Origin of the sequence: Ralstonia sp. SET104 (assembly GCF_003851545.1) — a bacterium.
Taxonomy (GTDB): Bacteria; Pseudomonadota; Gammaproteobacteria; order Burkholderiales; family Burkholderiaceae; genus Ralstonia.
On the sequence record NZ_BHVX01000013.1, the window covers coordinates 1 to 21,058 of the forward strand.

The 21,058-nt window shown below is 59.1% G+C and carries 25 protein-coding genes and 2 pseudogenes; 15 read left to right on the forward strand and 12 right to left on the reverse strand.

Annotated features, from left to right (window positions below):
* Positions 1–81: 81 nt before the first annotated feature.
* Entirely contained in the window at positions 82–321 is a 240-nt protein-coding gene (locus PSUB009319_RS16340) for a hypothetical protein (RefSeq protein ID WP_124383257.1), read from the reverse strand.
* A 411-nt stretch (positions 322–732) separates the two neighbouring features.
* Between PSUB009319_RS16340 and PSUB009319_RS16345 the strand changes: the two genes are divergently transcribed.
* Positions 733–1,680, forward strand: coding sequence for a LysR substrate-binding domain-containing protein (locus PSUB009319_RS16345; RefSeq protein WP_124383258.1), 948 nt, complete (start codon positions 733–735; stop codon positions 1,678–1,680).
* A 259-nt stretch (positions 1,681–1,939) separates the two neighbouring features.
* On the opposite strand, the pseudogene PSUB009319_RS16350 reads toward PSUB009319_RS16345, so the two are convergent.
* Positions 1,940–2,928 (reverse strand): annotated as a pseudogene (locus PSUB009319_RS16350) (IS3 family transposase).
* A gap of 81 nt (positions 2,929–3,009) precedes the next feature.
* On the opposite strand from PSUB009319_RS16350, the gene PSUB009319_RS22945 reads away from it, so the two are divergent.
* Positions 3,010–3,177 (forward strand): hypothetical protein, encoded by a 168-nt coding sequence (locus PSUB009319_RS22945; RefSeq protein WP_167309917.1) that lies wholly within the window; start codon positions 3,010–3,012, stop codon positions 3,175–3,177.
* A 339-nt stretch (positions 3,178–3,516) separates the two neighbouring features.
* On the opposite strand, the gene PSUB009319_RS16355 is transcribed toward PSUB009319_RS22945, so the two are convergent.
* Positions 3,517–3,981, reverse strand: coding sequence for a hypothetical protein (locus PSUB009319_RS16355; RefSeq protein ID WP_124383260.1), 465 nt, complete (start codon positions 3,979–3,981; stop codon positions 3,517–3,519).
* Between the two features lie 730 nt (positions 3,982–4,711).
* On the opposite strand from PSUB009319_RS16355, the gene PSUB009319_RS16360 reads away from it, so the two are divergent.
* Together PSUB009319_RS16360 and PSUB009319_RS16365 are read left to right on the forward strand one after the other, a co-directional pair.
* The gene (locus PSUB009319_RS16360) at positions 4,712–4,996 is read left to right on the forward strand and encodes a hypothetical protein (protein WP_102066785.1); all 285 of its coding nucleotides are present in this window, start codon (positions 4,712–4,714) and stop codon (positions 4,994–4,996) included.
* A gap of 105 nt (positions 4,997–5,101) precedes the next feature.
* Positions 5,102–5,962 (forward strand): transglutaminase family protein, encoded by an 861-nt coding sequence (locus PSUB009319_RS16365; RefSeq protein ID WP_124383261.1) that lies wholly within the window; start codon positions 5,102–5,104, stop codon positions 5,960–5,962.
* Positions 5,963–5,979: 17 nt separating this feature from the next.
* On the opposite strand, the gene PSUB009319_RS16370 is transcribed toward PSUB009319_RS16365, so the two are convergent.
* Entirely contained in the window at positions 5,980–6,240 is a 261-nt protein-coding gene (locus PSUB009319_RS16370) for a hypothetical protein (RefSeq protein WP_124383262.1), read from the reverse strand.
* A 427-nt stretch (positions 6,241–6,667) separates the two neighbouring features.
* On the opposite strand from PSUB009319_RS16370, the gene PSUB009319_RS16375 reads away from it, so the two are divergent.
* The 4 genes from PSUB009319_RS16375 (at position 6,668) to PSUB009319_RS23480 (ending at position 9,609) form a co-directional block, all read left to right on the forward strand.
* Positions 6,668–6,826 carry a DUF3309 family protein gene (locus PSUB009319_RS16375; RefSeq protein WP_102066783.1) on the forward strand — a complete coding sequence of 53 codons (159 nt, stop codon included), beginning with the start codon at positions 6,668–6,670 and terminating at the stop codon, positions 6,824–6,826.
* Between the two features lie 60 nt (positions 6,827–6,886).
* Positions 6,887–7,204: a hypothetical protein gene (locus tag PSUB009319_RS16380; protein ID WP_102066782.1), complete on the forward strand. Its 318-nt coding sequence runs from the start codon at positions 6,887–6,889 to the stop codon at positions 7,202–7,204.
* Between the two features lie 208 nt (positions 7,205–7,412).
* Positions 7,413–8,699, forward strand: a complete 1,287-nt coding sequence (locus PSUB009319_RS16385) for an NRAMP family divalent metal transporter (RefSeq protein WP_124383263.1) — start codon at positions 7,413–7,415, stop codon at positions 8,697–8,699.
* Between the two features lie 769 nt (positions 8,700–9,468).
* A complete protein-coding gene (locus PSUB009319_RS23480) occupies positions 9,469–9,609 on the forward strand; it encodes a glycine zipper 2TM domain-containing protein (RefSeq protein ID WP_180815261.1) in 141 nt (46 codons plus the stop codon).
* A 69-nt stretch (positions 9,610–9,678) separates the two neighbouring features.
* On the opposite strand, the gene PSUB009319_RS16395 is transcribed toward PSUB009319_RS23480, so the two are convergent.
* From PSUB009319_RS16395 to PSUB009319_RS16410, 4 genes are all read right to left on the reverse strand, one after another.
* Positions 9,679–10,560, reverse strand: a complete 882-nt coding sequence (locus tag PSUB009319_RS16395) for a slipin family protein (protein WP_102066779.1) — start codon at positions 10,558–10,560, stop codon at positions 9,679–9,681.
* Between the two features lie 88 nt (positions 10,561–10,648).
* On the reverse strand, positions 10,649–10,906 hold the full coding sequence (locus PSUB009319_RS16400; protein WP_124383265.1) for a hypothetical protein: 258 nt from the start codon (positions 10,904–10,906) through the stop codon (positions 10,649–10,651).
* Positions 10,907–10,979: 73 nt separating this feature from the next.
* A complete protein-coding gene (locus PSUB009319_RS16405; RefSeq protein ID WP_374704205.1) occupies positions 10,980–11,219 on the reverse strand; it encodes a DUF3309 family protein in 240 nt (79 codons plus the stop codon).
* A gap of 465 nt (positions 11,220–11,684) precedes the next feature.
* Positions 11,685–12,251 carry a YSC84-related protein gene (locus tag PSUB009319_RS16410; RefSeq protein WP_124383389.1) on the reverse strand — a complete coding sequence of 189 codons (567 nt, stop codon included), beginning with the start codon at positions 12,249–12,251 and terminating at the stop codon, positions 11,685–11,687.
* 126 nt (positions 12,252–12,377) lie between these two features.
* On the opposite strand from PSUB009319_RS16410, the gene istA reads away from it, so the two are divergent.
* The 3 genes from istA (at position 12,378) to PSUB009319_RS16425 (ending at position 15,307) form a co-directional block, all read left to right on the forward strand.
* The gene (gene istA / locus PSUB009319_RS16415) at positions 12,378–13,904 is read left to right on the forward strand and encodes an IS21 family transposase (RefSeq protein WP_124383267.1); all 1,527 of its coding nucleotides are present in this window, start codon (positions 12,378–12,380) and stop codon (positions 13,902–13,904) included.
* Positions 13,894–14,679 carry an IS21-like element helper ATPase IstB gene (gene istB / locus PSUB009319_RS16420; RefSeq protein WP_124383268.1) on the forward strand — a complete coding sequence of 262 codons (786 nt, stop codon included), beginning with the start codon at positions 13,894–13,896 and terminating at the stop codon, positions 14,677–14,679. Before istA ends, istB begins: the two co-directional genes overlap by 11 nt.
* 445 nt (positions 14,680–15,124) lie before the next feature.
* A complete protein-coding gene (locus PSUB009319_RS16425; protein ID WP_021155150.1) occupies positions 15,125–15,307 on the forward strand; it encodes a CsbD family protein in 183 nt (60 codons plus the stop codon).
* Positions 15,308–15,336: 29 nt separating this feature from the next.
* Here PSUB009319_RS16425 and PSUB009319_RS16430 read toward each other — a convergent pair whose 3' ends face one another.
* From PSUB009319_RS16430 to PSUB009319_RS16445, 4 genes are all read right to left on the reverse strand, one after another.
* A complete protein-coding gene (locus tag PSUB009319_RS16430; protein WP_124383269.1) occupies positions 15,337–16,056 on the reverse strand; it encodes a Crp/Fnr family transcriptional regulator in 720 nt (239 codons plus the stop codon).
* A gap of 82 nt (positions 16,057–16,138) precedes the next feature.
* Complete coding sequence (locus PSUB009319_RS16435) at positions 16,139–17,191, reverse strand: AI-2E family transporter (RefSeq protein WP_124383270.1); 1,053 nt, start codon at positions 17,189–17,191, stop codon at positions 16,139–16,141.
* Positions 17,192–17,236: 45 nt separating this feature from the next.
* Positions 17,237–17,758 carry a hypothetical protein gene (locus PSUB009319_RS16440; protein ID WP_102066930.1) on the reverse strand — a complete coding sequence of 174 codons (522 nt, stop codon included), beginning with the start codon at positions 17,756–17,758 and terminating at the stop codon, positions 17,237–17,239.
* A gap of 86 nt (positions 17,759–17,844) precedes the next feature.
* A complete protein-coding gene (locus PSUB009319_RS16445; RefSeq protein ID WP_102066774.1) occupies positions 17,845–18,105 on the reverse strand; it encodes a transcriptional regulator in 261 nt (86 codons plus the stop codon).
* Positions 18,106–18,786: 681 nt separating this feature from the next.
* Between PSUB009319_RS16445 and PSUB009319_RS16450 the strand changes: the two genes are divergently transcribed.
* From PSUB009319_RS16450 to PSUB009319_RS23290, 4 genes and pseudogenes are all read left to right on the forward strand, one after another.
* The gene (locus PSUB009319_RS16450; protein WP_260393021.1) at positions 18,787–19,392 is read left to right on the forward strand and encodes a heteromeric transposase endonuclease subunit TnsA; all 606 of its coding nucleotides are present in this window, start codon (positions 18,787–18,789) and stop codon (positions 19,390–19,392) included.
* Positions 19,304–19,825 (forward strand): Mu transposase C-terminal domain-containing protein, encoded by a 522-nt coding sequence (locus PSUB009319_RS16455; protein ID WP_260393010.1) that lies wholly within the window; start codon positions 19,304–19,306, stop codon positions 19,823–19,825. The genes PSUB009319_RS16450 and PSUB009319_RS16455 overlap by 89 nt, the downstream gene beginning before the upstream one ends.
* Positions 19,822–20,448, forward strand: coding sequence for a TniB family NTP-binding protein (locus PSUB009319_RS16460; protein WP_260393011.1), 627 nt, complete (start codon positions 19,822–19,824; stop codon positions 20,446–20,448). Before PSUB009319_RS16455 ends, PSUB009319_RS16460 begins: the two co-directional genes overlap by 4 nt.
* Positions 20,445–20,897, forward strand: a pseudogene (locus tag PSUB009319_RS23290) (TniQ family protein); the annotation flags it as partial. The gene PSUB009319_RS16460 and the pseudogene PSUB009319_RS23290, both read left to right, overlap by 4 nt.
* Between the last annotated feature and the right edge of the window lie 161 nt (positions 20,898–21,058).

Consider the following 21,058-nt stretch of genomic DNA (forward strand, 5'->3'; position numbering starts at 1 on the left):
AGGAATACTTCTTCCTCAAGATCCGCGCCGCCTTCCCCGGAATTCCTCGATGAACCTTTTTTTGACACTGGCTGGCGGCGCTTACTTGCTCTTGCCTGCGTGCTTATGCTGCATGGATTTGCCATGCTGGTGCGCACGGTCTGCCGCACGCGCCCTACCTTTGTCGTGGTCCAGGCTGTCGTTGCCGTTGGTGTTGGCCATGCCCTGGCTGCTGATGTGCGCCGCTGATCCACCACCCGCGTTGCCCTTGGCCTGCGCCGACAGCGAAACGGTGCACAGCGCAGTCATGGCTGCAGCCACCATCCATTGTGCTCGGGTCATTTGCATCCTCCTTCTGGTTTTTGGTTCCACCGATTGTAAGTAGGCACAGATGAGAATGTGCTTTTCTGTGCAACCAAACGTAACGGCCTCTCGCGATGCGGGCAAGGTGCGTGTCTGCGACGAAGCTGGCTACACGGAAGCGGTGATCGACGCCCGCGTTCAGGGACCAGGGACATGCAGGCAGACGGAAACCATGGGCTGTGGATCGGACCCAAGCTGCGGCTCGCGCTCATCGCTTGCAAGGACAAGGGGCGCTTCAGCGTGGCAGAGCAACTTCGGTATTTTCCAGACCACTTTGCTGTTTTCCCGATCCCTTTGGCCGTATCGACAGCGGTTCAGCCGTTCGAACCCTCAGCAATATCGCACGTCCCTTGGTAAAATCTATCGACATCCCCAAGCCGATTGATCGCCATGACGCTCACCGAACTCAAGTACATCGTCGCCGTTGCGCGGGAACGCCACTTTGGGCGTGCCGCCGAAGCCTGCTTCGTCTCGCAACCGACGTTGTCGGTCGCCATCAAGAAGCTGGAAGACGAGCTGGCCGTGCAGATTTTCGAGCGCGGCGCGTCAGAAGTGAGCGTCACACCCGTTGGCGAGCAGATCGTCACCCAAGCGCAGCGGGTGCTTGAACAGACCATGGCGATCCGCGAGATTGCCAAGCAGGGCATGGACCCTTTGGCTGGGCCGCTGCGCCTGGGGGTGATCTACACGATTGGGCCGTACCTGCTGCCCGCGCTGGTCAAGCAGATGATCGATACCGTCCCGCAGATGCCGCTGATGCTGCAGGAGAACTTCACTGTGCGGCTGGTGGAGCTACTCAAGCAGGGCGAGATCGACTGCGCCATCATGGCCGAGCCGTTTCCTGAAGCCGGGCTGATGACGGTGCCGCTATACGACGAACCGTTTGTCGTGGCGGTGCCGCGCGACCACGACTTGGCCAAGGCGTCGTCGGTGGACCCGGAGGCGCTCAAGCTGCAGACCATGCTGCTGCTCGGCAACGGGCATTGCTTCCGCGACCACGTGCTGGGCGTGTGTCCGGAGCTGTCGCGCTTCTCGCAGAACGCTGACGGCATTCAGAAAACGTTCGAAGGCTCGTCGCTCGAGACGATCCGCCACATGGTGGCCAGCGGCGTGGGCATTACTGTGCTGCCGCGCACATCTGTGCCGAACATGCAGCCGGCCGCTACCGATCTGCTGGCCTATGTGCCTTTCCAGGAGCCGGCGCCCGACCGGCGCGTCGTGCTGGCCTGGCGCAAGAGCTTTACGCGCATCGCCGCGATCGAAGCAGTGGCCAAGGCGGTCGCGCAATGTGAACTGCCTGGCATCAAGCCCCTGCCTTTCACGCCGCTCGTTCATTGATGACTGCGTGTTTGCCGTCTGTCGCCATAGCGAAGAAAATTAGAAAAAACGCTATCTTGCTTAGAGAAAATAGCAAAGTAAGTTAGAAAAAATAGCGAAGTTTGCTGAACTGGATGGCGTAGATCGTGTTGCGGTGTCAATGCTGGGCCATTCCGGCTTGCTTCGCTCGTGCTAGTACAGGCTTCGCGCTCGCGCCGGGACTCGACACTGGTGACCTGCTCCCGGTAACAGGGCCAGAGGGCTTCTAGTAAAGCCCAATTCAAGTTTGCTCCTGAGCGGCAGGAGCCACCGCTGTTGCCCGATACCGCGCCGCGAACTCTGCGGGCGATTGGTAATTCAATGCGCTGTGTGGCCGCGCCTCGTTGTAATCCTGGCGCCAGGCTGCGATGACAGCGCGTGCACGTGCAAGGCTCGTGAACCAGTGCTCGTTCAGGCATTCGTCCCGGAACTTGCCGTTGAACGACTCGATGTAGGCATTCTGCGTCGGCTTGCCGGCCTGAATCAATTTCAAGGTTACGCCGTTGGCGTAGGCCCATTGGTCCAGCGCTCGGCTCGTGAACTCCGGCCCCTGGTCCGTGCGCAGCGCTTTGGGGTAGCCCCTGAAGCGCGCCGCGTGGTCCAGCGCTCGCGCCACATACAAGCCCGAGATGCCGTGGTCCACGACGATGTCGACCGACTCCTTCGTGAAGTCGTCGACAATGGTCAGGCACTTCAGACGCCGTCCGTTGGACAGCGCATCCATCACAAAATCAATCGACCATACCTCGTTCGGCGCGGCCGGCAGCGCCAGTGGCTCGCGCTCCACCATCACCCCGTGGCGCCGCCGCCGGCGCCGCACAGCCAAACCTGCCTCGCGGTACAACCGGTGCACGCGCTTGTGATTTGCATGTGTACCTTCGCGCTCTAGGAGGGCGTGCAGTCGCCGGTAGCCGAAACGCCGGCGCTCATGCGCCAGCTCGACCAGCCTCGCTTTGAGCATCTCGTTTCCGGAGTCACTTTGGGCTGCGTAGTGCAGCACGCTGCGGGACAGCCCGACAAGCCGGCAGGCGCGACGCTCGGAGATGTTGACCTTCTGCCGAATCGCCACGACCGCCTCGCGCTTGGCTTGTGGGCTCAGGGCTTTCCCTTGACCACCACCTTCAGCGCTTCCATGTCCAACATCGCCTCGGCCAGCAGCTTCTTCAGCTTGGCGTTCTCGGCTTCCTTCAGGAACCCGATGATTTGCTCTTCCGTAAATCGCTTCTTCATGTCCGCCTTCCTCTCCGAAAACGGACTCTACTAGCTTCCCGGTGGACCGGTTTATTGGGGGCAGGTCACTGGCAACCCTCCATGGCCGCCTATAACCTAGCTCGACAAGCTTGGCAACGCGATATCCAAATGCATGCCGTGCTCGGCATCAAGGATTACGCATGGCAAAGCCTGTATCACTTTACCGTTGGCTGCGCCATGATCGATCAACGCTTGTCGACGCTTGCTCAATATGAGGTTCAGGCTTGACACGGATGTTCTGCTCCGGGAAAGCTCCGCCAATCCATCAGCTTTCGGACTCCGCTTGGCAAGGACACCGCAATCCAGGCTTTGGAACTCGTGTGGGTTGCGGGGGCAGAATTGTGGAGGCGCGTTGGCGCGCCACGCGCGACGCACCACATCCCGGCCTGTCAGAGCTTTCCAGGAGTCTGCGACTATGCATATGGCAGCGTCCCAAGCCTCGGCCAGGCAAATCCACCACGTCGGGTGTATGGTCGCCTTGGCCTGCGGGCCAAATATTCGTGATGCTGTGTGTGTGTTGGCGTTGTAAGGGGCCTAGCTCCACCACCATGGGCTGCGATCGAGCAGTCAGCCCGCAAAGGATTTCGCAAGGCACTCCACGATCAGATCGCGCAAAGAATTCGCAGTCAGGTCGCTCAGATCAAGGGTGATCTCAGAGGTTGACGCCGTTCCGCTACGGTTGGAAACCACCATGTGCACGTGAACTTTTTGGTCGAGCGCGTCGCCTATCAACGTGATCTTGGGGTATTGGTTGGCGTGCCCTGAGTCATATTCCTGTGCCTCCCTGCCGGCGGGAAAAACATGGAGCGTCGTGCTCAGTGCCGTCATTTCGACTTTGAAGCCATGGCCGCGTTTCTGCAGGTGGGCGCCGATGTCTTCAAAGACGGGATGCGCTGTCTTCATTCGGAACGCCGCGAAATCGGTCCGAAATTTTTCCACTGCGATCTGCTTGTCGGCAGCGTCTTCCTTCTCTTCGGCCTTGCGCTTGTCGAACGCATTCATTGCTGCGTCAAGCTTGTCATAAGAGCTCATATTCGTCCCTCGCTAGGATGGGGATCTACACCGCGAGCCGGCTCAGGATTGTCCTGGACTGGACTGCCACATCGATCATGGGCGCTGCCGCCATGGCGATGTTCCTATCATTGTAGGCATCGACACGCAAACACATTGTGCGCATCTCGACGCTGACCTCTTGCAACGGGTTGGCGCCGTGCCTCCCTCAATGGCACTGCCTGCTTCAGCGCGCAAACTCAGCGCACTGTTGCCCCGGTCGTATCCCAGCGCTGAATGCGATGCCAGAGGAAATGGATCCTTCCGGGATAGCGGCCCCTGCCCAGCCTGTGGCACGTCCATCATTGGGCGTGAAGCGATATTCGGAAAACCATCGCCGGTCACTACGCTGCGTCGTGCGCACTTCGAGCGCTCCGTTGGGCAGGTCAAGCGAGCTAATTATGGAGATCCTCGTTGCGGTCACCCTGGTATGCCGGAACGTGCCGGTTCACTGTTATTTGTGATTCCAACGTAGTTTGCTGGTGAGGACCTGTCGGCTCGGTACCGTACAGAAGTCGGTCGGTTGTTGGTCCCTTAGATCGAAGCTGTTGCACCGCCACCGTCATGCACAAACACATCGGAGCAGACCACGCGATCAATGCGTCTGCTGCCGTACCGACACCTTCCCAGCGATCAAGGATCTTGGTTCTTGGGACATTCGCGCGACACATGCCTATTGCCGCACGGGTGCCCCCCTCCAACGGAGATCGCCATGGATGCCTATCCGACTTGCCAATACAAGGGGTACGACGTTTATCCCTTGATCTACCTGTTTGACCCGCCTCGGGAATGGCACGAGCGTCGTCCAGATCGGTCATACAGCGCCTCTGTGATGATCTGCCTCGAAGGCGCATTTCCGGATGCGGAGCATTCCCGTATTTTTCGCCTGAGCGGTGAACCATGGGAGAGCATCGGTACGGCCAAGCGTGCCGCCATGAAGGGCGCTGAAGAGATCATCAACGGCTTCGTTCCCGTTCAGTCCATGGCCTTCGCGTGATCGCCCACCAGTTTTTGGGCAACGGTCGGGACTCCGCGACGCGGCTATTCACCCATCACTTTTTTTCCAACAACCATGTGGCTCCGGGGGCTACAGGAGGGTCGTATGGTTCGCATGCGCTACTCAGTCCGCTTGGCCTATGAGGTACGTGATCCAACTGCGGATTTCATTTTTAATGTTCACGCCGCGAAGACGTCTCGCCAGACGATCGTCGCCGAGTCACTGCATCTGACGCCGGCGATGTCGGCCGTGCCTCATACCGAACCGACCTTGCGCAATCGCCGTTTGCGTGTACGGGCGCCTCGGGGCAACTTCACCTTGACCTATGAGGCGACGGTGGACATAGAACACCTATTGACGCCCGCCGAACTGCTGCACGAAGTCCCTATTGCGGATTTACCGCTGTACGTTGTCCCATTCTTGACCCCTAGTCGCTATTGCGAGTCGGACCGGCTCATGGAGTTTGCGCAGCAGGAATTTGGCGGCTGCCAACGTGGCTATCCGCTGGTTATCCGGATTCGTGACTGGGTCTGTCGTTACGTGCGATTTGTACCGCAGTCAACGAGCGAGCGAACGTCTGCGGTCGGCACGCTCGTGGAGCGAAAGGGCGTGTGCCGCGACTATGCGCACTTGATGATTGCATTGTGCCGCGCGCTGAGCATACCGGCGCGCTTCGCAACCAGTCTCGACTATGGTGCCGATCCATCGCTGGGATTGCCTGACTTCCACGCCTTCGTGGAGGTTTTTCTGGGAAACCAATGGTATCTGGTCGACCCCTCGCAGGCGGCGGTGCCCATGGGGCTTCTGCGAATCGGTACCGGACGCGATGCGGCGGACGTGCCCATTGCCCTGGTGTTTGGTAACGTCAAATTGTCGCGGCCGATCGTGGAAGTTCAGGCCCTTGAGAACGCGGATCTGAAAACCAGCGTGCCAATTGACACTGTCCAAGGAATCAGTACGTGGTGAGAGGTGGATGTGGCGACTTATCGCTCGTCCGTCGCGGGAGACTCCTCTTCTGGGCCGAGAATCACGTCTACTGCGGCGCGGCCTGCCAGTTCGCCAATCAGGTGCGCCCAGCGTCGAGAAAAAGGGCTGCCGTGGACCTTGATGCGCTTGCCTATCGCAGCGACACCAGGCGGCTTCATGGGGCCGTCGATGCTGAACCACAGATCGAACATGTCCTTCTGCGTCCCAATCAATTGCAGATGAATTTCGAAGCCTCGGTACTCGGTTGTACGGGTCATGCTGCGCCTCCATTCTTCGCTGCCGCCTCTGCAAGCGTAGTGCATCAAACGGGGAGAAATGACCGTTATTGCAACGGTCGTGCGCATCTTATGCGGCAAACCAGAATGGATCGTGCAGTTCGGAGCGCCAAGTAGGCCCAATCCAAGCGGTAGTTCGATCGCTTCTTGCCGGACGTTTAGGCAGCCTGAACTGCCTTCTTCCAGCGTGTCTCGGTTCTTCCCACCACGATCCTTTAAGCCTCCCGTCGGTAGGACGTTACGTACGGTACCGGACCGTCTTTACGCTCCCAAGCATTTACCCTGGATCAAGGTGGAACTACGTATTCTCAATGAGAGTTCTTGCGGCTCCGGGCTCGATTTGGCACTGGAAGCGTGTTGGACGCAGGTTCGCCAGGATGTGCACGGGAGCCTGCCAGAGGAGCGCGTCATGTCTGTCGGTGTCCTGCTACTTACCATCTTGGCCATCGCTCTCGTCGGGGCGATTCCGGTGTGGCCCTACAGCGCTGAGTGGACTTACTGGCCAAGCGGAGCCATTGGCGTTCTTGTTCTTTTCGTGCTCGTGCTGATGCTCACGGGGCAAATCTGAACGCGCGCGGCAGAGTTTCGTCAATGATTTTCCAAAATAATCAGTTATGCGAGGGATGTCATGCCAGATACGAACGTAAGGCGTACTTTTCGAGGGCTCCCGTTGACCGCTGCCCAGGATGCCGAGATCCGTCATTACATCAAAGCCAAAACGCGGCGGCATGAACCGTGGGACACGCCAGAGTTGGAGGCCATGCTCAAAGACATGCTGACGCCTCCTATTGGTGCGCAAGAGGAGTCGGTGGAATTTCTGGAGCAAGCGAAGGCATCCGCAGAGCGTGCCGAATCTTCAGTGGACGAGGCAATGGACCCTACCGAGGCCTATGAGGAGCGAAACGCGGCCAAAGAAGCGGAGGCAATGAAAAGGCCACGGGGGTGAACCCTTTCGTCCCCAAGCCGGGCGCTTGCAGCGCTTCCTGTGCCTCCGGTGTTGCTTGCTGGTCTTGGATGCGCTTCTCTTCATTCAATGCGCAGACCAATGCACAGGGATGTTGCAGAACAGCTTTTGCGGACCCGCGATGCTTCTGGTCCTCGGTAGAGCGCTATGATCATCTCCAGCCGACCTTCGGTGAACAAGGACTCCCAGAATGGATGCCAGTGGACACCACCGGGTCAATCTTTATCGCACCTTGCGGGCGCGGTTGAGAGATCATCCCTTGTCCCGCGTTGGCCCTGGCCTCATCACCGGGGTGGCCGATGACGATCCGAGCGGGGTCGCGACCTATTCGCAGGCCGGCGCACAGTTTGGGTTGGACATGCTTTGGACGATGCCGCTCGCTTTCCCCTTGATGGCCGCGATTCAATCCATGTGCGCAAACATGGGACGTGTCACCGGAAAGGGGCTCGCCGCCAACATCAAGGATGTCTTCCCGCCGAGTGTGCTGCGCGGTGTCGTGCTGCTATTGCTGGTCGCAAACACACTGAATATCGCCGCAGACGTCGCGGCGATGGGCGAGGTCGTAGAACTTGTTTCCGGTGTCGACCGGCACCTCATGACGGCATTCGTCGTGTTTGGCACGCTGGCGCTGCAGATATTCGTTCCTTACCATCGTTACGTCTTCTTTCTGAAGTGGCTGACAGCTTCCTTGCTGGCCTACGCAGCCGTCTTGTTTACAGTGCATGTCCCGTGGGGCCAAGTTGCGCTGCATACGGTGTGGCCCCACTTCAAGCTCAAAGCGAGCGCCGCATCCATGGTCGTTGCGGTCTTCGGGACCACCATCAGCCCCTATCTCTTCTTTTGGCAGGCTTCCGAGGAGGTTGAGGACATGCACGCGCGCCCATCGCTGAAACGCGATGGCGCCAAGGCTGGCACGGAGCTACGGCGTATCCGGTGGGACACGTGGAGCGGCATGCTTTATTCGAACGTGACCGCGTATTTCATCATCCTGGCGACAGGCGTGACCCTTCATGTGTCCGGCGTCACCGACATCACGACGGCGGCACAGGCCGCCAGTGCATTACGGCCGCTTGCAGGAGACTTTGCGTACCTGCTGTTCACCATCGGCATTTTGGGCGTCGGTCTCATCGGCGTACCCGTGCTGGCCGGCTCGGGCGCCTACGCGCTTTCCGAAACCATGGGTTGGAAGGAGGGGCTGGAACGCAAGGTAAGCGACGCACGTGGGTTCTACAGCATCATCGCGGTCAGCGTACTTGCAGGGCTTGCAATTCAGTACTCTCCGATCAGCCCGATGAAAGCGCTCTTTTGGAGCGCAGTCATCAATGGCGTGGTGGCGGTACCGCTGATGGTGGTCATCATCCTGCTGGTCTCGAAACCCGCTGTCATGGGGCCTTACACCGCAAGCCGACCCATGATCGTTCTGGGCTGGACCGCCACGGCGATCATGGGCGCTGCCGCCATGGCGATGCTCCTATGATACGAGTCGACACGTAGACACATTGTGAGCATGCCGATGTTGACCTCGTGCGGCGGTACCTCTCCCACAATGGCACTACCTGCTTCAGCGGGTAAGCTCAGCGCATTGTTGCCCCAGTAGTATCCCCGCGCTGAATGCAAGACCAGAAGAAACGAATCCTTCCGGAATCGCAGCCTGTGCCCAAGCGGTGACACGTCCATTGTTGGGCGTAAAGCGATATTCAGAAAACCATCGCCTGTCACTCCGCTGCGTCGTGCGTATTTCAAGCATTCCGTTTGACAGGCTAAGTGAACTGTTCATAGAGATCCTTGTTGCGATTCCCTCGGTATGCCGGGATGTGCCGGCTCACTGCAATTTGTGACTGCAGCGTAACGTGATGGGGGAGTCGCTGTCGGCCCGGTACCGTACAGAACTCGCTCTTTCTATTCCTTGCTCGAACCCGCGGCACCGCCGACTAGATGCGCGAACACAATCGAGCATCAAGCCCCGTGCATTTGCGTCTGCCGCCGTACCGACACCGTTGCTGTGACCGAGGATATTGATCCTTGAGGCATTCGCGCGACACCTACCTATTGCCGCAGGGGTGCCCTGATGGGCTGTACGCCGTTCATGGTCTGTACAGAAAATTCAAGTCTCGCGTCAGCGTTCTCTGCAACAAGATGCTTGGGGTGCGATCGAGACGGAGGTGCACAAAATGCGTAACGATCGAATAGCAGGACTGTGCGGCGCGATGGTGTTGATCGCGACGCTTGCGACTGGGTGTGCCGGGATGTCTCGACGCGGTACGGATACCGCAATCGGTGCGGGTGTCGGCGGTGTCGCCGGCGCAGTGCTGACAGGCGGGAGTGCCGTGGGGACAGTGGGCGGTGCAGTCGTTGGCGGGGTGGTGGGCAACCAGGTTGGAAAATAGGGCTTAGCCGAGACCATGGAAGCGGAACACGGCATTCCCACATCTGCGGGAATGCCGTGTTCCGTATCGCTACGCCGCAGCTACCGCCGTCTTGATCGGCACGACAGGACTCGCCGGCTCTGTACTGCTGGAAACCCCGAACGCGACCGCAACGGGATTCATGCTGTCGACCATCGACGTTGGCATCAAGATCGTCGCACCGCGCTCCTTAGTGGTCTCGTAGATGATGTTCATTGCGCGCAACTGCAGCGCTTGTGGATGCCCCTCGTACATGCCGGCAGCCTCGACAAACTTGGCTGCAATGGCCGCTTCGGCCGAGCCCAGAATGACGCGGGCTTGCTTTTCGCGTTCCGCCTGCGCTTGCCTGGACATCGCATCCTGGAGTGCCACGGGGATGGCCACGTCGCGCACCTCCACCGAGGATACGGTCACGCCCCATGCTGCAGTCTTCTCGCCGATCTCGGCGCGCAACTGCTCATCTGCCGCTTTGCGATCGGATAGCAATGCCGACAGCATCGAGGCCCCAATCATTTCACGCAACGACGTCTGCGCGACGCGGTCGATTGCCTGGCGATAGTCGGTAATGGCCAATGCGGCTTTCTGTGCGTCATGGACGTGCCAGAAGATGATCGCGTCAACGTTGACTGGCACGGTGTCTTTCGTCAATGCCTGCTCCGCATTGAATCCGGTAGTCTGGATGCGTTCATCTATGACTGCCGTCACGCTGTCGACAATCGGCAGGATCATGAACAACCCGGGCCCTTTTACGCTTTGCAGCTTGCCCGCACGCAAGATGACGAACTTCTGCCATGCGTTGGCCATCTTGAGTGTTGCGGCGAGCAGGATTGCGGCGATGGCAAACAGGGGCGCCAGCAGAACAGAGACGAATACGCCGGTGGCAGCCCCCAGGAACAGGAGAAGCACAACGAGGAATGCGGTGATGGGATTCATATAGGGCCTCGCAAGCGAATGAAGCTGCAACCGATGGCCTAAAGACACGCTCTTTAGGACCGGGGATCCGATATGCCCGACCCCCTACCTATCCGAAAACGCGTGACCGGATATCGTCCTCGAAATCGATGACCCATTCCGGGCCCAGTGCTCCGTCGTACTCGCGGGCAGTCTTGCCCATCCGTACAGTGATGCAGCGGTCTAGCGCCGCGCCGGCCGAGGCGCTCGAAAAATGCTCGACGGAGGACACGTCGAAGCCATCGGGCGCCAGACCGTTTCGCAAGCAGACCTCACGAAATGCATCGCGCTCCACCTCCGGGAATTGGTGAATGGTTTGATCGAGCATCACGTTCTCCTCATGCTCGCGCTGTGCCGCCGCCTATGCTTCGGACCCCTTGGGGTGTACCGAAACATGCGCTTTAGAGTCGCCCCATGAGCAATAGCACGAGAACGATGAGCAGACCCAAGCCGAGCGCACCGCTTGGCGCGTAGCCCCAACCATTGCTGTAGGACCACCTTGGGAACGCCCCAACCACCAAAATGGCTAGGACGATTAGCAGTAGGATTCCGAGAGACATGATGTCCTCCTCGTTGAGTAGATTCCCCCCCACCCGTGTGCCCAACGCCGGGCGAAAAGCGCTCCACGGTTGTTTCATCATGAGGTTGACGCTCGCCTCTTCTTGATCGCTGTTCGTGGGGGCTGAGCGCGCCTCATCTCCTTAAAGGATAGATGGGAACGGGCTTGAAAACGGTCCGGTAGCGTACGCACTGGCACGCCAGATTGCGTACCTTGTGCCGTCGAAAAGCGATGATCACCCGGTAGCCAGCCGGGGCGTCGAGTGATGGCTCCCCTAGCGATGCTCATGATCTCTGGACTCCTCATGGTCACGTTCGTAGCCACCGTGGCGATTCCCCTCGTATCCGCCACGTTGGCCATTTTCATAGCCACCCTGTCGAGCGTCGTGGTAACCGCCATCAGGAACCCACAGGCAACCAACCAACGAGGCGATCCAGATCCCCATGGCCGTATAGATAACCGCGCGCATGATGTCCTCCTGACAACGTAGCCCTACGATGAGGCGATGACACAAGCCGCACAGACGGCCGGCGGCCTCACTTTTTCGCTACAGCGATTTGAGCTTTGTGACCTTCGTGCCCTCGAGCGTCACGCCTGCCATCAATCCACTGTTTGTGAGCACGAATGCCTGGATTGGTCCAGTCGCGGTCGAGCTATCAATGGTGCCGTTTGCACCCACCTTCAGCACGGCAACCGACGCGTCACCACCCACGGACCAGCCCTCGCTATTGCGAAATCGTTCAAGCGAATCCTGGGTCATGAAGAGGAAGATGATGGCTTTCGATTGCGCGCCAATCTGCCATCCAATCGAAGCCGTTGTCGTGCTGTAGTACCCAGTCGTGCCGCCGCCGGCGCGCAGTGATCCTTCACCATACTGGCCACCGATGCCAAAACCGGCGGCAATGACCGATGGGAACACCAGTACGCCTCGGGCTTTGCCAACCAGTTCACGTGAGCCATTGGCAGCGGTATACAGGCGCGCAAGTGTCGAGTCGACGGCCGTGTCGATCGTGTGTCGCTTGTCGGGTTGGTGCGCGGCTGCTTCCGATGCCCCGGTCGTTGTGCGGCCGGGCGTCATGAAACTGATTGTCGTAGCGACAGCCATCGTCGTCATTGCTACCAAACGGTCTTTCCGCTGTTGATTTGCACCGAATCCTGACCCACCCGAGGTAGGTTTTTGCATCGAATGTTGACCCACGTATAGAACACTGTCCCGCTCGGCAACGAGCGGGAGATCGGAGTGATCGACGTGGCCATACTGAGCATCATTCGACGCTGGCATCTTCGCGACCAGATCCCGCTGCGCGAGATCGCCAGACGCCTGGGCATCTCCAGGAATACGGTCAGGCGCTATCTGCGCGCTGACACCACCGCACCGGCCTATCCTGCTCGGCAGAGCCCAAGCAAGCTCGACGGTCATGCCGCCAAGCTCTCCACCTGGCTCAAGACCGAGGCCAACAAGCCGCGCAAGCAACGGCGCACGCTCAAGCAGATCCACACTGATCTGTGTGCCTTGGGCTTCACCGGCTCCTACGATCGCGTTGCTGCATTCGCTCGCCGCTGGCGCCAGGAACAACAGGAGCAAGCCCGCACGTCGGGGCGCGGCACCTTTATCCCGCTGCGCTTTGCCGAGGGTGAAGCCTTCCAGTTCGACTGGAGTGAGGACTGGGCGGTCATCGCCGGCGAGCGCACCAAGCTGCAGGTGGCTCAGTTCAAGCTCAGCCACAGTCGCGCCTTCTTCCTGCGTGCCTATCTGTTGCAGACTCACGAGATGCTGTTCGATGCCCATCACCACGCCTTTGTGGCCTGGGGCGGTATCCCGCGTCGCGGCATCTACGACAGCATGAAGACCGCCGTGGATCGCGTGCGCCAAGGCAAGTTGCGTGACGTCAACTTGCGCTTCAGCACCATGGTCAGCCACTACCTGTTCGACGCCGAGTTCTGTAACCCGGCCTCAGGCTGGGAGAAGGGGCAGATAGAGAAGAACGTGCAGGACAGCCGTCACCGCATCTGGCACCGCATGCCGGCATTCGGTTCGCTAGCTGCGCTCAATGACTGGCTGGCCGACCAGTGCGTGCGGTTGTGGCAGCAGACCCGCCATCCTGAGCTGGACATGACCCTCTGGGAGGCCTGGTCGCTGGAGCGGCCGCACCTGATGCCGGTGGGCCAGCCGTTCGATGGCTTTGTGGAGCACACCAAACGCGTCTCACCAACCTGCCTGGTGACCTTCGAGCGCAACCGCTACAGCGTACCGGCCTCGTTTGCCAACCGGCCCATCAGCCTGCGCGTCTATGCCCATCGGCTCGTGTTCGTCGCCGAAGGCCAAGTGATTGCCGAGCACACGCGGCACATCGACCGCAGTCATCAGCTTGGGCGCACGATCTATGACTGGCACCATTACCTCGCAGTGCTGCAGCGTAAGCCCGGTGCGCTGCGTAACGGTGCCCCGTTTGCTGAACTGCCAGAGGGCTTCCGGCGCCTGCAATCCACACTGCTCAAGCGCCCCGGTGGCGATCGCGAGATGGTCGAGATTCTGGCACTGGTGCTGTTGCACGATGAGCAGGCTGTGCTGACTGCGGTGGAACTCGCACTGGAGGCGGGCGCACCGTCCAAGCAAACCATCCTGAACATCCTGAGCCGCCTCCTGGAAGGCGAGCCCGTGGCACCGATCACCTCACCGCAGGCACTGGCGCTGCACGTCGAACCGCAGGCCAACGTCGGCCGCTACGACAGCCTGCGAGATCGGGAGGTGCATCATGCAGCATGAAGTCATGTTGGAGATGCTCAAGTCGTTGAAGCTGCATGGCATGGCGCAAGCGCTGGGCGACTTGGCGGCGCAGGACTCGCCGGCCTACCAGTCGGCCGTGGCCATCCTGTCGCGTCTGCTCAAGGCCGAACTCACCGAGCGCGAGGTGCGCTCGCTGGCCTATCAGATGAAGGTGGCGCGCTTCCCGGTCTATCGAGACCTGACCGGCTTCGACTTCAGCTGCAGCGAGGCCAACGAGGTGCTGGTGCGCCAGCTTCACCGCTGCGAGTTCCTCGAGTCGGCGCACAACATCGTATTGGTCGGCGGCCCGGGTACCGGCAAGACCCATCTCGGCACTGCCATCGGCGTGCAGGCCGTGGAGCATCATCATCGTCGGGTGCGCTTCTTCTCGACCGTGGAGTTGGTCAACGCGTTGGAGCTGGAGAAGGTCTCGGGCAAGCCGGGACACCTGGCCACGCGACTCATGTATGCCGACCTGGTAATCCTCGATGAGCTGGGCTATCTGCCATTCAGCCAGACCGGAGGTGCATTGCTGTTCCACCTGATCAGCAAGCTCTACGAGCGCACCAGCCTCGTCATCACCACCAACCTGAGCTTCGGCGAATGGTCCAGTGTCTTCGGGGACGCCAAGATGACCACCGCGCTACTGGACCGCCTCACGCACCACTGCCACATTGTTGAAACCGGCAACGATAGCTATCGTTTCAAGCACAGCACCACCCAGCCCAAGAAGGAGAAACGCACCGCCAAACAACCCGCACAAAGCGACACCTAACAGCCTTTGGGGTGGGTCAGTTTTCGATGCAAATCCTGGGTCAGGATTCCGTGCAAATCAACAGGTCTTTCCGCATCTCTGTCTCCACCATGTCTCAAAGTACATTGAGCCTATGCGACGGCGGCGGCGGTGACGGTACGACAGCGTACCGAGACGTATGACTTGAGCAGAGGTTGTGAGGGAGGCGTCGTGCGCTACACGTCGGCAGTTTCGGTCCAACGTTGCTGATCAAGCGATTCGAAGCGGCAAGTGAGGGCGTCAACATGTCGCCTTCGTTCGCCGCCGTACAGACGGTATGCCGACGTTGGACTAAGAATGGTCATTCGTTGGACAGGGTCTTCGTCTGCGCAGGTCGCGTGGCAGTTTGGCGCTCCAAGCATGGCGCGGTTAAGACGTGATGTACCTGGCGATCAACGCAGGTGCCGAGTTTGGAAGGAGCGTTGTCATGAACAAGGATCAAGTGAAGGGCCGCATTGAAGAAGCGAAGGGAAAGATGAAGGAAGCCGTCGGTAAGGTCACCGGAAAAGACGCAACCGCAGCGAAAGGAAAGGTCGAACAGATTGCAGGAAAAGCGCAAGCCGCGTACGGCGACGCGAAGGAAGCTCTCAAGAAGCAGCGCAAGCCCTGAGCGACCGTTCAGGGACGACGGACCGACGATCAGAGCGCCTGAAGGTCGGGGAGCAGGCGGTCAAACTCCCGCTTGACCACGGCGTAGCATTCACAGACGCGGCCTTCGAGGCCTGGCCGGTCCAGCACTTCGATATTGCCGTGGCTATAGCGGATCAGTCCGGCGGTCTGCAGCTTCAGCGCCGCCTCGGTGACGCCGGACCTGCGCACACCCAGCATGTTGGCGATCAGTTCCTGTGTCATGCGCAGCTCGTTGGACGGCAGGCGGTCCAGGCTCAGCAGCAGCCAACGACACAACTGCTGGTCGATCGAGTGGTGGCGATTGCAGACAGCCGTTTGCGCCATCTGCGTAATGAGTGCCTGGGTGTAGCGCAACAAAAGACGTTGCATGGCACCGGCGCGGGTGAACTCCTGTTTGAGGACGCGAGCGCTCAGGCGATACGCGGCTCCCGCGCTTTGAACCACTGCGCGGCTGGGCGTGGTTTCGCCGCCCATGAAGATGGCGATGCCGATCAGCCCTTCGTTCCCGACAATCGCGATTTCTCCTGACGAGCCGTTCTCCATGACATAGAGCAGGGACACGATGGCCGTGATGGGAAAGTAGACGTACTCAGGTCGGTCGCCCGATTCGTAGACAACTTGCCCCAGCGGCATGTCGACCAGGACAAGCTCTGGCGAGATTCTCGACCAGTCGTCAGGAGGAAGCACGGACAGCAGATGGTTCCGCTTCGGATTTGGTTGCGCCACCATGGCAGCCTCCTTTCCACTCGCCGTAGATTCGTATCCCAGCCATCAATGACTGTAGGGTTACAGAAACGATGGCTGCCGTGGGTCAACGCACCTCGTTGCCTAGGCTTTGTGCGGCCCACGCTCGTGACAGCACAATTTTAAGCGCGGCGATCACGGGTACCGACAAAAAAATGCCCGCAACCCCACCGAGTTGTTCGCCTGCGAGCAGCCCCACAATGACGAGGAGTGGACTGACCTTCACCCCCTCGCTCATCAGATAGGGGTTCAGCGCGTAGTCTTGGAACAGGCGGTAGGCGACGATGAATCCGATCAGCCAGAGCAAGTGCGGATACCCGCTAAAGCCGGCGACCGTGACTGTCGCCACCACCGCGGCCAACGGCCCAGCGAACGGAATGAACTCCAGCACTGCGGCCGTGGTTGCCAGCAGCAGCGCATAGGGCACGCCCAGCAAGTAAAACGCGATGCTGTAGACAATCAATGTGGCCAGCGACAACAGCAAGAGTGCCCGAACATAGCGAGACAGGAGGGTATCCAGATCCTCAATGATGCCCGCCCACAGGCGCCTATCGGAAGAGCGTATCCACGAAAGCAGCGCGGCATGAATCGATGGCGCTTCGTTGATCATCAGAAAGCTCATGATGGGGATGAGCACGAGATAGACGAGATTGCTAGCCGCGTGCATGACACCCAATCCAACGCTGCGAACCAGCGGCATGGCCTGGTCTGAACTCGTCGAGAGTTGCTCACGTACGAATTCCAGGATGCGCGCACGCAATGGTTCCAGGAAGCTCGGCAGCGAAAGACGATCTGCCATGGTGCTGGTATCAAGCAACTTTGGGAGTTGATCGGCGAGCCTGCCCGCTTCGTCCTGGACCGTCACACCAAACACCGAGCCAGCGACGATCGCCACGACAACGACCAGGATGAAGACGATACCGATCGATACGCTACGTGGTACCTTGCGCGGCATGTGCCGTTCCAGTCGCTCGACCAGCGGGTACAGCAAGTAGCTGAAGAACACAGCGAACACCGTGACCAACAGCACGGAGGCAATCTTGTAGACGATCAGTACGGCAAGCGCGAATAAGAAAACTGTCCAGACAATTTTGCCGGCACGTGGGTCAAATCCGAGCATGACGATTCCTCCTTGTCGGGGCTGTAGCAAAGCGAACCCCGATCGTTAGATTTGGCTCACGTGCGTCGCAATGCTTACACTGATTTTGGTGATCACCGCGTGGACCTTCGTCAGCGTGTCTAAGAACTCGCTGAAATGCGCCGCGTCCATACGATGATGCGTCGCGATTGCATTGGCCAGTTGTTCTCTAAGCTGACGAATGTTGGCAAGCAATGCGATGACATCGCGCACGAGTTCAGGGGTACTGAGGTTGTGCAACTGAATTGCGGCGATCGCAGCTTCAAGCTCATCAATCGCGCGAATATCGAATGACCTTTCTCCTGTGGCGATCGCGCTGACGGCTTGCTTATCGGGCAGCTCGCTGATAACGCGTCGTACCAGCTCCTCTGCCGCCATGGCAATTTCGCTCACCGCTTTCGCCAATGTGCGCCTCTCCATTCGCCTTTCCGTGCGCTGAAGGAGCCAACCTGCCAGCCACGTTCCCGCAATCGCGACAATGATGGCGACTGCCTGTACCCACGCCGCTAACGCGGGATGCTTTTCGATCCAATCCAGAAGGCTGCTCATGAGAGAGTTTTCGGTTCTTGACCCAAACGCAAACTGTCTCGTCTTCACCTGGGGTAGGTGGCCAGCGTCAAAACGGCATGCGAGACTCATTCCGACTGATTGAACGTGCCGGCTTCGATATCTTTCCTGAAATGCTGGACCCAATCGGCTCCATCGCCGAGTGGGTATTCCCTTGTAATTTTGGTCGATAGTCGGGTTACCGTCACGTAGCCCTGTAAACCGAGGTTCTCGTCGCCTTTTGGGTCAGTCGTATCTACTTCAAGAAGTTCGAAGTCATCTTCTGCCTGACCATTGCGCTGCAAGGTTGCAAGAAATTCCCGTTGTTCATCCGGTTCGATCAGTCGCACGATTGGTACCTCATCTGTTCAAAGGGGGGCGAACCGAGTGAAGGCCAGGAGTTCTGGGGTAGGTCATTGGGTGCCTTTCTACGCCGGCGTCCCGATGCCCGACCTCGCTTTCTCGATTGAACAGTTCGATCCGCCGAGTGTGTTTGTTAATGGCCCGAGAAAATTGTCGGACCGACCAGCGAAGTTGATGCAGTGGAGTGAACCGGCGACAAACGGTTGTCCGGAACGATGACGGCATGACGAAGGGGCACCTCCAGAGAGCCGCTCAGAGGCCAATTCGGCAGATCTTTCATCGCCGCCTGCTCAATTTATGCAACTTTCGCCGTTTGTTTGCTGCATTTATAGGCCATTCGTCGAAGCGATCCAGCCTCTTGCTGATGCAGACCATGCCATGTTGGCTAGGCACCAGCTTGCGCCTGTAATGGCTTGACTGTCATGTGCGCACTACATAAGCACTGCTGGTCGACCTAGACTGAAAAGCGCTCACAACGCTGAGCCCCCTCGCGATGGAGGGTCGACAAGTCTGGGTGCGGAAAGCAAGAATCCACGGATGTGTGCTTTGTGGAGCGCTTTATGCCGGTGCGCCGGATCCCCAAAAACTACCTCTTCGTCACGGGACGTCACGCCTCCCCACGGGCGGCCCAAGTCATTGAGTTCGAGTCGATTCTGGAGAAGGAGTACATGCTCCTGTTGGACTCGGATCCGCAAGTCGAATCGTACGAAGGCCAGCCCGTCGAGATTCCATTATCTCGCGGGCGGATCTATGTCCCAGATCTGCTGGTGACATATCGCCCCGCGTCTTTGGGCCTTCAGCGACCACCAGAGCTGGTGGAAGTCAAAACACAAGAGCACCTCAACCGATACGCTGAGAAGTACCGCGAGAAGTTCGCGGCGGCAGTTGTTTTCGCTGAAGAGCGGGGCTGGATTTTCGTGACCCGAACAGAGGCGGATGTCAGGACACCTCGCATCCAAAACCTGAAGTACTTGCACCGGTACCGCCATACACCAGCAGATCCGGCTGCCGCTGAGCGCTTGCTTGATGCGATGCGTCTGGAGGGTAGTCCAACAACGCCGGCGGCATTGCTCGGCAATCTGGCGGGCAGCCTAGAGGAACGTGCAAATTGGACCCCAGTACCACATCGACATTCATCTGCGGCCTGTCAAACAACCTCGCTATGGCGGGCACATCGAGCGGCTCATGGGAACCGTGTCGGAAGAATTGAAGGGGCTGAAAGGCGCAACCTTCGCGAACCCGCGGCAGAAGGGGGAATACGATGCCGAGGGTAATGCCTGTATGACCTTCGATGAGCTGGAGAAGTGGCTCGTCTTGATGTTTGCGCGATACCACCGCGCAGTGCACTCGGGCATCGGCACAACACCACTGACCAAGTGGCGCGAAGGCATTCTTGGAACACGGGAAAAGATCGGCCGCGGATTGCCACCGATACGCACCGATGCAGAGAAGGTCCGGATCGATTTCATGCCATATGAGGACCGGACCATCCAAGACTACGGTGTCGCGATCGCCGGAATTCACTACTTCCATGACATCTTGCGCCCGTGGGTGAACGCACGGGACCCAAAGGATTCGAAGCGGACCAGGCAGTTCCGGTTTCGCTACGACCCTAGCGACATGAGCGTGCTGTACTTTTTCGATCCCGATCTCAAACGCTATTTCGCGATCGACACCTTCCAGATCTTGATCCGGAGAAGGAGGTGACCAAGTCTCCGGTGGTGATGATTGACGCGCCGCCTAAGCCTGATCTCTCGGACTTCTACAGCCGGATTATGGATAGTCTGATGACGCCGTATAAACCAACGGCTCCGGTCTATGAAAAGTACTCGCAGGTCAAACGGCTTTTCGGCGAGATGGATGTGCGAATCCTCATCGTTGACGAGATCCATCATTTGATTGCCGGGGGGCTCACCAAGCAGCGCGAATTTCGCAATGCCCTCAAGAGCCTGAGCAACGAAGCGAAGATCAGCATCGTCGCCTCCGGGATCGAAGAGGCGTACAACGCGTTCAACGCTGATCCACAGATGTCGAGCCGATTCGTACCAATCGAGATGCCTAGCTGGACGCCGGGCCGGCAGTTGGGAACGTTGCTGATGACCCTTGAACACCGGACACCGCTTCGTAAGCCGTCAGGGCTGCATCGCCCGGAGATGATGCAAGCGATCTACATGAAGAGCGAGTCTACCCTCGGAGACATCTTCGACCTCGTGAAGACTGCGGCGGTGGAGGCCGTTCGGTCCGGGAACGAGGCGATCACAGAACACCAGCTTACCGAGTTGGATTGGGTCCCACCCTCCAAGCGCAGGACGTACACACGACGGCTATGAAAACGTGGTCATGTGCAAAGACGCCGCTCTGGCCAGTTCGGTACAAGCCCATACCGGGTGAGCTTTTATCGAGTTGGATCGTGCGGCTAGCGCATGGCCATGGAATGAGTGTGATGCCGTTCTGCAATGTGGCACTTGGCCCTGCAACTCGGGTGCTGACAGTGGATATTGATCGACACGGTCCCGAATCGCTTCTGACATCACTGGCCTTGCACACTGGAACCCCTCTGGAGGTAGTTCGTCGGGCCACGCTCCGTGTCTATGAGCAGATCCTGTACCCACAGTTTCACGTTGGGGGATCCCTTCCGTGGGTGATCTCCATCAATCTGCCGCGGGGAACCCGGTTCGGTCCAGGTCTTCAGTTCTGTCCATACTGCCTGAGGGGCGACCCAATACCGCACTTCCGCCTCCGCTGGCGGGTTGCACTGCAAACCTTCTGTGAGCGGCACCAATGTGTACTACTTGATCGGTGCCCGCGCTGCCGCGCTTGCTTGTTCATCCAGCGGGTGGATGCGAGTTTGTATCATGTCGAAACTGACGGAATTTGCCATTGCCCCAACTGCGACTACGACCTTCGGCTGGCGGAGGCGCCCGTCGTAGACGATCGAGG